The sequence below is a fragment of the Galbibacter marinus genome, assembly GCF_000300875.1.
Classification (GTDB): Bacteria; Bacteroidota; Bacteroidia; order Flavobacteriales; family Flavobacteriaceae; genus Galbibacter; species Galbibacter marinus.
Genome location: NZ_AMSG01000002.1, coordinates 13,679 through 25,350, shown reverse-complemented (window position 1 = coordinate 25,350; position 11,672 = coordinate 13,679). Strand labels below are relative to the sequence as shown.

Genomic DNA, 11,672 nt, shown 5'->3' with positions numbered 1-11,672 from the left:
TTTATATTTGCGTTAAATTAATAGGGTTCCAAGTTGTTCCGACTCCAGTGGTAACATCCGCTTGATCGTCTACTAGTATCAAATCACCAAAAAATTGAGTCTCTTGATAAGTAAACACTCCCCCAGATGCAATGTCGCCATTGGTAAGTTGTCTGTCATTAGAATTAAAACCTCGTACGTGACGAAATGGATGCCCATCGATAAAGATTTCAATAGATGCATTGGTAACTTGTCCATTAAGTAGAACGTAGTCGCCAAAATTCCAATACCACATTTCACCAGAGTCTTTAACTATATATAGCGTATTTTCGTAGCCTGACGCTGGTCGTTCACCGAGATTGTTTAGCCACACAACACTGCTCACATATTCTCCACCATCCCACTGCAGAGTAGCGTCATTCCAAGTTGCTAATTGGGGAGTGTTGCCAACTCCAGAATCTATTATCGCATATGCATTTTCTTCTGCAGTTGGAAAAGCTGCCTGCAATGTTGCTAAAGAATCAAAGGTTCCGTAGAAAGGGTTTGGTGCAACGGAACCAGTCATACTGTCTAAAATATCAGCGTGGTCGTTTAAAATATCTCCTAACTCCTGAAAGTCTTCTGCCCAAGCTTCAGTGGACCTATCATTAGTAGGTCTAATGTTGGTTTTATTCTCTAATCCAGGTGAAGGTCTTAATGCTGGCATGCTGTGTTTTTATGTGAAATTGCTAACTTATTCAATTGCAAAAAAGGACATCAAAATGCTACTATACTTTTTGTGTTAATAAAGGTGTCAGACTTATTTAATGGAAACTGATTGGAGAAATCAGGAAAGATATCTGGATGATCCTGTAATACCTTTTTTAACTTTTTTAAATATTCTTCACCCGCTGTTATCCGATCATTTTTTAATCGATATAATTCCTCATCCGACAACTTATCAATTTTAGTATTGGATAATGAAGCCTCTTCACTCCGAGTGAACATTCCTGATGATTTAAGTAAAAACACTCCACTAGATGCAGCCTTAGCAACTGTGTAGTTAACCTGTGCAGCCTGCATATATTTAAGTGCAGTGCCTGCTTCTGGTGTCTCGTGTTCCTTGATGATTCCAAGTGTGTTGGAATCTATCCAATTAAAAATTTGTTCTTGACTCTCAAGTATGTAAGGACGTAATGAAAGAAAAGTCCTTCTACTATTATTAATGTTGAAGTAGCGTTGAAAGTCCTGAGTTTTAGAAGTATATAACTCTTTGAATATAGTATAACCTTCAGTTCCAATCCAATCTGGGAAACCTTCCTCAGTGTCCTCCATCAACTTCAAAGCTTCATCAATGGCTGTGAGTCCATTACTCTCATATGCTCGTTGCAGATCTCTTATCTGCCACCATTCAGCAGGCTTTGTATATTCATTTGAATTATTCTGAATCCCATTGTCAGAAACATTCACATTACCCTGTGGAATGTATTTAAGCAATGAAAGATTTGCCGATGCTTCAACAAATAAATCAAAAGCTTCTTTTTGAGCTCCAGTTGTTGGAGCTGCATCTGACCAAGCAGCATATAGAGTTTTTCCAATAATGGCCTTTATATACTGCCTTTCGGCTTGCTTAACAAAAGGCTCGACGCTATCCCAATTGAAATTCAAATTGATATTTACATGAGATTTTATTGTAAGGGTGTCTTTAATAAGTGTCATAACAATGATTTAAATTCCATTTTCAACTCCAGTTGGATTCTTGTCCAATGTGGTAAGCACCGTATTGGCAAAATCACCTTCTAAGTCCTCAGGCCATTTGTTGTAATCTCGGAGCATCCTCCAGATGTCTAAAGTAGTTTCTCGCTTAGTCTTAAAAAGAGAAGTTAATATGCTAAATGCCTCACGTTTATCTGAACCAGATCCTGTGTTTAATTTTCCTCCTGGTATTCCAGCTCCAATTAAAGTTGGATCCACCCCTAATGCATAATCGATTTCCCCATTCGCTGCTGATGCCTCAGGTAGGTAAGCTCCATCTTTTAATTTGTCATCAATTGCTTCTACTTTGATGCCTTGTACCCAATCTCCATTACCATCTTTATAAGTGACTGATTGAATTGATTTACCTGCATTTTTATTTCCAGATAAATGTTCATCGATATTCTCAAGTAATTTTTTTCTGATTTCATTCTTTTTCTCTGGAGTGAAATCTTGCCAATCTGAACCATATGTTCTTTGGAAATACTCCTCGGATATATGGACCACATACTTAATGTGTAGTTGGTTTTCAAAAAGTTTTTGCTTGTATTCAGGGATGGAGTTAGCCACATCCATCCAACCGTTATGGTAGACAGCATGCCATTCTGCTTTTGGATAATAAGACTCATCCATTGTTGGGTAGAAGATTGGCATCACGAACTTATAAATTCTATTCTTCTTGCAGTACTCCCTTATTTGATCGCCTGACCAATAGCTATCAATCACCTTTATTCTATCAACATATTCACTATCCCAGGAGGTGGAGGAGTTCCAGTTATGACAAAAACCAACTTCCTCAATAAGACCTGTTTTTTCATTCATTCGCTTGAAACGACATTTAGCAGATGACAACCTACGAACACTTAATATCTTATTAAAATCTTTTGATAGTATGAATTCAGGGAAAGCAATTTGAAAGGTTTCCAAATCGCTGATAGTCTCCAGCCAACATCGATTCATTTTACTCCTTTGAAAAAAAGTGCGAATATCAGGGTGCTCGCTTGGCGATACTATTATCTTATTTCGTTTACCCTGCTCGGTTGCTTCTTCTCTGAATAGCATAAAACCTTGGCCATAATGAGTGGCCTTTAAGAATCTGAGACCAGCTCCAGCAGATCCGTTTAGACGAACCTTTTTAAGGAGACTCTGAGGGAACATGTTATCATCTCCCCATTTGGCTACATTGCCACTAGCTGAAGTTTCTTCCTTAATTACTGTATGTTGCTCTTCTTTTGGACCAATAGGCTTTCCAAAACTGAAAGCTGTTTGGGATCCTTTACCAAAAGCCACATCTCCATGAATAATAACATTGCTCATTAATAAACTACTTTTTTACCGTTAAAGGTGATAATATGATTGATCAATATTTTTTTGATATCCCCATTAGGAAGCTTGATGTTTCGGGTTTTATTATCCCAATGGTTAGGTCTTCGCCTAATCTTTACTTGCTTTTTGTGGTAGCGTAGAGAGGCTATGGAATCTGTATTTTTATTTTCTTCTTTAATAACCAGTTTAGCTTCTGGGTACTCCTTAAGCTTTCCCCCAGTTTTGGACTGTCTGTTTAATGTCCGGAATGAAATAGAAAAAGGAACAGCTCGACCGTTTTGGTCTAGTGTTCTCATTGTCTCCATTACATCCCTTAAAAAGATAGTTTCAGTTTCCATGGTGCCAAGTTGCAAGCTTTGCCATGGAAAAAAAAGGACATAAAAAAACCACCCGAGTGGGTGGCAATAATTTATAATAAAGTTTGCTTTTACCTAGGAGGAGTCTTTTCGTTGTTGTTGCTTTTGACCTTGCTCATAAACAAGGAGGCTATAGCAATCAACATTACTCCTGAGAAAATTGAACCTAACACTTCATGATCCTCAATAATAAGTGTATATGATAAATACATTCCACCTCCTAACAATAGAAATGAAAAAAACAATCCTAAATAATTAATCCATCTTAAACCTCTTTCAGTTTTAGAAACTAATTTTATTCTATTAGTAAATGATTTATGTCTGAAATCTTGTTCCTTTTCAGCTCTTTGCTTTAGCCAATTTATGATGTCAGGGTCTAACTCAGCCAACTTTTTTATTTCGGCTGCGTCTGGAAGTAAATTATCGTCAAAAACTTCTTCTACGATATGACCTTGATGATTTTTAGAACGAGAAATTTGTGCTCTTCGATGTTGCTTAGCCATTCTCTAGTTCTTCTTTTAATGATTCATGAGCCTTCCTAGTATCTTTTAAAAATTTATCAAAATCTGTCTTTAGAGCTTTTTTGTCATCACCTGAATTAGGGATAATAGAAATGTCAAAAACTTCATTTCTGAACCTTCTAAGCTCTTCATTTTTATGGTCGTAATCACCATTAAAAGCGTCAGCGATGTTAGAGATAAAATCTGATATTTTGATTGTGTAACTCATAGTATATTATATAGTTAGAATTTACTTTGATGTCTCACGACGGTAATCAACCGAACTAAATATATTGCAAATATATAAATATCCATTAGAAATGGATGCAATACTTTGTTAATAAAACAGTAATACTAAAATGTTATAATTTTTAATTAAGTCGTATAAATATTAGAAAAATTACATGCACTTTCAAAACGGTTGATCTTCAATCTTGCTTTTGAAAATAAAAAACCACCCAGTGAGGGTGGCTAACTAAATAATGAACAGGGGGATTATTTTGGATTCATGTAATAAACCAAAATCCTTTTTCCATCTTCATCTGTATCATGAAAAAAATTAAAATTCATTTCCTGAAGCACCTGGTAAACATCATCCTCATAAATCCAGCGAGAGGGAAGAACTCGTGTAACTTCTTCGTGGATCTCTGTTAGAGTTTTCTTCACTGTTACCTCAGTTGCATCATCCTTAGATGCCACTGGAACATAGAAATTACCTAACAGGTTTTTAATTTCCTCGGTGTAGTCGGTCTTCGTACTCATGGTAAAAGATTTACGTTAATCGTTCCATCATCGTTATAAGCTTCCATCTTGCTGAAAAAATTATAAAGTAGCCTAAAGCTAATGAATAATTCCAAACGAGTGGTCTTGTGATCTAACTCATGATGTGATTGGGAGCACTCATACATCTGTGCAATGCTGTCTTTTAAAATTGAAAAATCGCCCTCATGGCCTAGAGCTTTCAAATCTTGAAGCATTAGATTTGAAATTTGCTTTGGTGTTAAATTTTCTGTTGACATAATTGAAAATTTTAAATACACGAATCCCCACCTTAGGTGTGTCAACACAGTCTAGGACTGAATTACCTGATCGTTTCCTACAGGTCACCACTAGTAAGGGATTCGCTATCGTTAAAATTATAAGTCTTAGGATTACTCCTAGAACCGTGTTGACGTTTCAAATATACAAAAAAAACCAACACTGCAAATTTACGGTGTTGGTTCAAATTATGTAATGGTAGGTTTATACTATTGGTAGTAATTTTAATACTTCATCTGCTATAACGGATCTATAACTGTGAGGTTCAATTAGTGATATACATTTTTTATTAATAGTTACACATCGTTCAGTAATTATTACAATATCAATATACGATGACTTCTCTTGTTTTTTATGTAAGTAATGGTCACTTAATCTAATAGGTCTTTGACCTAAAATGGCACTCTTAAAATAATAAGACTTATTTCCAGAAATGGAGCTTTTTACAAGTGAATACCCTCTACCCTTTAACCTTTTGTATAAATAGTTAACTAGGTTCTTAGGTTCATCATCAATTAATAGTTTCATTTCTATGGGACAGTTATGGACAAATCGCATTGAGCTTTTTCAAAGTCTCCACATTTAATTGAATTAACATCTTTGCCATTAACATAAATATGCATTAAGGCCCAGTTGTCATCAGAAGTGTCTTTGGTTTCCGTATAAAAAAATACTAGATCTCCCTTTTTGAAATGTCCTGTATATTCCCATGTTGTCCCTTTTGTCAGGGTCAGTGTATCATGTCCATAATTATCATTTAGATACAAAATGTAAGGGTTCTCATTCGAAGTTTCTAAAGTATACTTAACCACTCTAAGTTCATTATCATCATCTTTTGAGCATGATAGAAAAGCCAATCCGATAAATACAAGTAATAATTTTTTCATTGATTATAGTTTAGGTTATAAAATAGGAAACGCTAAAATACAAAAATATACCATTCTCATTTTTAAATACTCAACCACTTCATTGTTAATTTGTTAGTGCTAAATCTCCGCATTTAATTGTCATAATGTGTCGCGTTACCCAGCGCCGTGGCCTATAAGGTCATGACAATTTCCTTTTCTATTTTTTAAGAAAATATGAAAATCAAGGGTTAAAATGAGGATAAAGGGATGTCTTCCGAGGTGCGGTGTTGATTGACAAAGATTTCATTGAACAATGCATAGATGGGATAGTCAAAAGCATCAGATAAGTGAGTGGCATGTTGCTGCTCAACTCCTTTACGCCTTTCACTACTCTTATCCTTTTCAAGACCTCTGGAAGAATCTTTTATCTCGGCATGTTCTAATGACACTATCAGATCCGCGCAATTACTTTGGTTGATACGTATCTTAGGTAACCGTCTGCGACCATCGTCCTTGAGCATTGAATTAATAAGCCGGAACTTCATCATGTAATCAGGATTTGCACCTACGGTCATCATATGTACTTTCCACCCACCAGAGCGTAATAATTGCTCTGCCTGTTGGGCAAATGTTAGCTTACTGTTTGCGGTTCTCGAATTACCTGTTCGGTCAAAATAAAACTTAACTAGATTTGCAGGAAACCCTTGATAATAAGGCATAAACTCTTCAGTGAATAAATGATCTAGGATCTTCGGGGACTTCACGTAAAAAGACTTAAGAACCTTATAGGTGTCTCCTTGCATTTGTGATACTACCATGCTATTAATGTTGGCTCCCCAGTCAACTGAAATAATAAGAGGGATGTTAGGATTGACATCTCTATCCTGTCTCCAGTTAAATGATTTCGCATCCACTTGGGATAGATCTAATGATTCTAGGTAAGAGTTGTCATGATCAGTGTAATAGTGAATGTCTGGGTTTAATTGAGCGTAATAACCATCCGTAATCTCTTTAGGACGTATGTTGAGCATTTCAGCATTATATATAGTATCACTCGTGTATGACTCCTTCATATATTCGAAATAGTCTGGACGTAAATTTGAAAGATTACATTTAGCTGTTGCTTTCAAATAATAGAATTCATCTGGGCGACGTAATGATTTTTCTTCAGCATCAATAAACCATTTTCCTTTTTTTGTTAGTGGAGTTGAGGATAGAAACAACTCTGAATTAAGGAGGGGTGACTTTTTAAATATAGCTTTCTGAGATCTGTTGGTGTTACGAACATTGATGTTCAGTCTTTCTTCATCTAACAGTGCAGCTTCATCACCAACTATGGCATATGAGTTGAGTCCACGACCACTATCTTTATGATCTAAACTTACTAGCTGAAAAATAGATCCATTTGAAAAATGAATCACATTGTTGAAAACATCTGGACTTTGGAAAGGTAATTCAAAGCCCATTTTTTTTCCTGCCATGCTTCCAACTACATAATCAACTCCCTCATATACACCAAACATTTCCAAACCTTCTTTTACTGATGGCAACAACCTGCTTAGAATTTGACTATATGTGCTTCCCACCATAGCAAAAGATGCTTTAGGCATCTGCTTGACCAGCTGAACATCATGATAACCTAAATAGGTAGTTTTACCAGTACCACGCCCTAGTTCTAAAAATTTTCTTTTCTGGGTTGATTGTGAGGCAAAATATTGGGCAGGATTTAATACTACTGTTTTTCTAATCATCACTTTTTATTTCTTCGTGAGAAATGTCTTCAGCTTCAAAATTGTTAAGATCGACAACTCCCTTTTTATTCATAGCCTGGACAGCTTTCTGGAATGCTTTATTTACCCCAATAGTAATTTCCATATTGGCTAACTTTTCAGGATTAAATAACCCTTCTTCCTTGTCCAGTTCTGCGAGCTTTATCATCCTATCAAGGCATTTCCCCATTACTTCCAATGCCTTATCTTTAGTGGCCATCTGGAAAAGGTTCTGGTTATATTCAAAAATGATGTAGCGCCAACCTTCTTTTCTACTTTTATTAATATCTCCAAATAATTGCAAAGCACTTGAAATATCCCTGTAGGCAGTCGCCATTGATATGTTGAACAATGCCATTAATTTTTTCGTAGCCTGCTCTCTGGAATGAAAATTTAAAAGAAGTGAGAATGCAGACTCCCACCTTTTTTTCAACTCCTGATCTTTTTCTGAAAGATAAATTTTCTCATCTAGATAAGAGGCTAAAATATTTTCAAATGGTGTTGTGTGGTTCGATATGCTTACTTCTTTACTCATTGATACTTATTCAAATCATCTTTGGTTAATTTCTTCCCATTCTTATAGACTTCAAATTTTCTGGAATTGTCTGTCATGTATTTTACATATCTCTTGACTCCTACATCGACATATCTGGGATCTAATTCAATAGCTCGACAATTGCGCCAATGTAATTCACAACCTATCAGAGTGGACCCCGAACCAAGAAAGCCATCAAAAACAATATTTTTTTGTTTACTGCTATTAGTGATGCAATAAGAAATCAGGTCAATGGGTTTCATAGTTGGATGATCATCAGACCTCAATGGCTTATCAAACTCTAGGATAGTGCTTTGTTTTCTGTCACTATTCCATAAGTGAGCAACACCTTCTTTCCATCCGTAAAGACATGGTTCATGTTGCCAATGGTAGTCTTGACGGCTCAGGACTATACTGTTCTTTTTCCAAATGAGACATTGTGAAAACTTAAATCCACTGTCCACTAAAGATTTTCTAAAATTTACACCTTCAGTATCTGCATGGAAAACATAAATAGGAGATCCCTGTTCTGAATATTTAAATGATTGTTCAAAGAATGATTTCAAAAAGGAATAGAAGGATTCAGACTCTTGGTGATCATTTTTAATGCCTTCCCTATTATTGGAAGAACCACCCTGATAGTTTACATTATAGGGGGGATCTGTAACGGTGCAATTGATCTTCTCTTTACCTAATAATTTTTTAAATGTGTCCTCTATAGTGCTATCCCCACAAATTATGCGATGTCTTAAATTCTTCTGAGTGCTAACCATTTCATATAAATCACCTTCCTTAGATATCGGGTCTTTAGGTATCTCAGGTTGGAAATTAGGATCTTCTGCCTCTTGTTTTAATTCTTCAGGAATCAAATCATCTGGGATAAAAACTTCATCCAGGTTTAATCCTAATGCTTCAAGGTTAATGTCTGCAAATACTTCATCCAACACATCCTTATCCCAATATCCTATTTGAACATTGGAGGTAATGTTATATTCTTTAAACTCTTTCTCAGTTAGAGATCGATTAGGCATTCGGACATCGATAATGTCATTCTGCCTACCCAATTCCATTAAAAGTTTAACCCGCTGATGCCCAGCAATGATTTTATTGTCCGTATTTACTGCAGGAATTTCAGCTAAATTGAATTTACTTAAACTCTCTTTAAGCTTCTCTTTTCTCTCTTCCGTCAGGATTCGAGGATTGTATTCATATGGAACTAAATCTGCAACTCTAGCGGTTGTTGTGTGCCATTCTAATGGCTCTAATAATTCTGTGCTCATAACAAGTCGTTAATCTTATCAATATTTAGGGTGTGTTGATGGAGTTTTTTTTCACTTCTATTTATTTGACGTTCCACCAGTCTTATTTTATGTTTATCTGTTTCTGTCGAAACCTTGATGTAGTATGCATCTATTCTTTTCTTAAGCTTGGTTACCTGGCTTCGTAAATTGTTTCTTTTTTTAAACAGTTCTCCGGGAGTTAAGTCATCAAATACTTCTGAAGATGACGGTAAAAAAGTTTTATGATTTTGCCAATGGTGTAACTCCTTCCAGATGTGTTCTCTTTTGGTGTCCAAGTCTTCTATTTGGAGTTGAATGGATAATGAGTGATCTTGAGATCCAGCATCCAGATCATTCAGTGCGAATTTTAAATCGCACATTTGGTAAAATAGTTGGGCGGCATCCTTATATCGAATTCTCAATTCTGGAGGTAGGCTGCCATATTGCACTGATCCAAAAATAGATTCTTGGCTGGCCTCCTTTAACGCCTTTTTCTTATGAAAAATAGAAATTTCTTTATCCGTAGTTAATTTAGGAATAGCTTTCGGCTTCGTAGAAATACTTGGTTTGGGTGATCTATTTTGAATAGAGGATTTATATAGCCGAAGTTCTTTTATCAGCTGTGCCATGTTATGATTACTTTTTCCTCGTTCAAGCTTTTGAATTATCCGAACTTTAGCAGATGGCAATGATTTATAAATAATCACACCATTATTGTAATCTAACGTTTCAAACCATTTTTCTATTGATTCCATACCTCAAATCAACTAAAATGGCAATCGTGAAAAAAGGACATAAAAAAAGTCACTCAATGCGAGTGACTTTAACGACTAAACCAATTTAACATGAAAAAATATTTTAGTCCAGAAAACTACTTTTTTTAGTTTCTGCAATGCTTTGCAAAGTTTTATTACTTTTTACTTGTAACAGTAAATCCACCTCTTTTGCATTTTGGGACTTGATAATAAGTCCAGCAACTTCATTCTCCTTAAGCTTTTCTTTTTTAAGAAGATCCACACCTCCTTCTTGTAATTCAATAAATGGAAAAGCACGGTTGCGATACAATTTCACCATAACATTATTCTCTAATGGTTTGGTGGCAACAACTCGTCCATAATTGGGGATGTTGTAAATGCCAGGACGTATTTTAAAAGGTGCTAGTTTTTCCATAATAATTAAGGTGTTGGTGGAGTGAACTCTGTGATAGTTCCTTCATATACTGGTGCAATGTATGGCTGCACATCAGAAAAAGATACGGTTGTTATCTTATCATCACCAGGAGCTGCCCCACTTGCATAGCCAGAATCAGTATTCATGTAAGAAGGAGATAATTTACTTCCAAGTTGTCTTTGGGTTCCATCTTTTTCAACAATAATGAAAATCATTGGAACACCTTTATATTTCCTTACCCATCCAACAGTTTTTTTGGTCCCTCCTGGAATAGCAGCAGTGAACTTGTTTTCAAAGGTAATATTACCCTTACTACCCTGAGGGGTAGATACAACATTACCACTGTCGGGTTTGAGCATTAGCTTATGAAATCCTTTCCCTTCAGCAAAAGTATGACTACTCTCAGCAGATATACTACCTGCTTCTTCCAATGTAGTGGCTTCACCCAATTTTGGTGGAGCTCCAATAGTTAAGAAATCTGAAAGAGGGCAAGCGTATACTTCAGTTTCTGAAACCCCGCTAGCAATTTCGTCACTTGGGCAGTATTCTAGGTTTTCGGTTGCAATTGTGTCTGTACAAGCCATTTTTAAATGTGTTTTTGTTCTAGATAATTAGAGTTTCCGTAGATAAGTTCGCTCATCACTTCCTTATCCTTTATGATGTCTTCTACCTTGGTAGCCTTTCCATCAATGTTCAAAGTTTTTGGAGCCGATTTTTTAAATCGAAACTGCAAACCTCTGTTGTCCGTAAAAACAGGACGTTGATCATTCTTTTCCTCTTCAAGTAAAGCTGCTTTGTCTAATTCTTTATTTTTAGAATTCACTACGGCCACAATAACTTCAAGTTCCGATTTCTTGTCAGTTACTATCGCATTTAGTTCTTCAATAGATAAATCGTCAAGGGATAGATCACTGATTGGTTCCTTAGCCTCTTTAATAGATTCCAATTCTTCTTGGAGCTTTAAGTTTTCTGCTTCTAACTTCTCGATCAGAGCATTCGAATCAACTTCTGTGTTATCAGGAGTATCCTGATCTAAGTTATCCAAGGATGACTTTACTTTTTCCGTAGAAGCATCAACACTCTTAGGTGCTGATGCTTTATTTTTTTTAGTTTTCATTATAACCTTTGATTTGAAAA

At 35.8% G+C, this 11,672-nt stretch carries 16 protein-coding genes; all 16 read right to left on the bottom strand.

What is annotated here, in order from left to right:
• Nucleotide 1: 1 nt before the first annotated feature.
• Complete coding sequence (locus I215_RS01915) at nucleotides 2-685, bottom strand: hypothetical protein (protein ID WP_008990258.1); 684 nt, start codon at nucleotides 683-685, stop codon at nucleotides 2-4.
• Nucleotides 686-735: 50 nt separating this feature from the next.
• Complete coding sequence (locus tag I215_RS01910; protein WP_008990257.1) at nucleotides 736-1,677, bottom strand: DUF6712 family protein; 942 nt, start codon at nucleotides 1,675-1,677, stop codon at nucleotides 736-738.
• Between the two features lie 9 nt (nucleotides 1,678-1,686).
• Entirely contained in the window at nucleotides 1,687-3,030 is a 1,344-nt protein-coding gene (locus tag I215_RS01905; RefSeq protein WP_008990256.1) for a hypothetical protein, read from the bottom strand.
• Nucleotides 3,030-3,377 (bottom strand): hypothetical protein, encoded by a 348-nt coding sequence (locus I215_RS01900; RefSeq protein ID WP_008990255.1) that lies wholly within the window; start codon nucleotides 3,375-3,377, stop codon nucleotides 3,030-3,032. The genes I215_RS01905 and I215_RS01900 overlap by 1 nt, the downstream gene beginning before the upstream one ends.
• An 89-nt stretch (nucleotides 3,378-3,466) precedes the next feature.
• Entirely contained in the window at nucleotides 3,467-3,898 is a 432-nt protein-coding gene (locus I215_RS01895) for a hypothetical protein (RefSeq protein ID WP_008990254.1), read from the bottom strand.
• Entirely contained in the window at nucleotides 3,891-4,124 is a 234-nt protein-coding gene (locus I215_RS01890) for a hypothetical protein (RefSeq protein ID WP_008990253.1), read from the bottom strand. Before I215_RS01890 ends, I215_RS01895 begins: the two co-directional genes overlap by 8 nt.
• Before the next feature lie 266 nt (nucleotides 4,125-4,390).
• A complete protein-coding gene (locus I215_RS01885) occupies nucleotides 4,391-4,657 on the bottom strand; it encodes a hypothetical protein (protein WP_008990252.1) in 267 nt (88 codons plus the stop codon).
• Nucleotides 4,654-4,914, bottom strand: a complete 261-nt coding sequence (locus tag I215_RS01880; RefSeq protein ID WP_008990251.1) for a hypothetical protein — start codon at nucleotides 4,912-4,914, stop codon at nucleotides 4,654-4,656. Before I215_RS01880 ends, I215_RS01885 begins: the two co-directional genes overlap by 4 nt.
• A gap of 549 nt (nucleotides 4,915-5,463) precedes the next feature.
• Nucleotides 5,464-5,820, bottom strand: coding sequence for a hypothetical protein (locus I215_RS01870; protein WP_008990249.1), 357 nt, complete (start codon nucleotides 5,818-5,820; stop codon nucleotides 5,464-5,466).
• A 209-nt stretch (nucleotides 5,821-6,029) separates the two neighbouring features.
• The gene (locus tag I215_RS01865) at nucleotides 6,030-7,532 is read right to left on the bottom strand and encodes a hypothetical protein (protein WP_008990248.1); all 1,503 of its coding nucleotides are present in this window, start codon (nucleotides 7,530-7,532) and stop codon (nucleotides 6,030-6,032) included.
• Nucleotides 7,525-8,085 carry a hypothetical protein gene (locus tag I215_RS01860; protein WP_008990247.1) on the bottom strand — a complete coding sequence of 187 codons (561 nt, stop codon included), beginning with the start codon at nucleotides 8,083-8,085 and terminating at the stop codon, nucleotides 7,525-7,527. Before I215_RS01860 ends, I215_RS01865 begins: the two co-directional genes overlap by 8 nt.
• A complete protein-coding gene (locus I215_RS01855) occupies nucleotides 8,082-9,365 on the bottom strand; it encodes a DNA modification methylase (protein WP_008990246.1) in 1,284 nt (427 codons plus the stop codon). The genes I215_RS01860 and I215_RS01855 overlap by 4 nt, the downstream gene beginning before the upstream one ends.
• On the bottom strand, nucleotides 9,362-10,120 hold the full coding sequence (locus tag I215_RS01850) for a hypothetical protein (protein ID WP_008990245.1): 759 nt from the start codon (nucleotides 10,118-10,120) through the stop codon (nucleotides 9,362-9,364). Before I215_RS01850 ends, I215_RS01855 begins: the two co-directional genes overlap by 4 nt.
• Before the next feature lie 103 nt (nucleotides 10,121-10,223).
• Nucleotides 10,224-10,535 (bottom strand): hypothetical protein, encoded by a 312-nt coding sequence (locus tag I215_RS01845; protein ID WP_008990244.1) that lies wholly within the window; start codon nucleotides 10,533-10,535, stop codon nucleotides 10,224-10,226.
• A 5-nt stretch (nucleotides 10,536-10,540) separates the two neighbouring features.
• Nucleotides 10,541-11,119, bottom strand: coding sequence for a hypothetical protein (locus tag I215_RS01840; RefSeq protein ID WP_008990243.1), 579 nt, complete (start codon nucleotides 11,117-11,119; stop codon nucleotides 10,541-10,543).
• A 2-nt stretch (nucleotides 11,120-11,121) separates the two neighbouring features.
• Nucleotides 11,122-11,652 (bottom strand): hypothetical protein, encoded by a 531-nt coding sequence (locus I215_RS01835; RefSeq protein WP_008990242.1) that lies wholly within the window; start codon nucleotides 11,650-11,652, stop codon nucleotides 11,122-11,124.
• Between the last annotated feature and the right edge of the window lie 20 nt (nucleotides 11,653-11,672).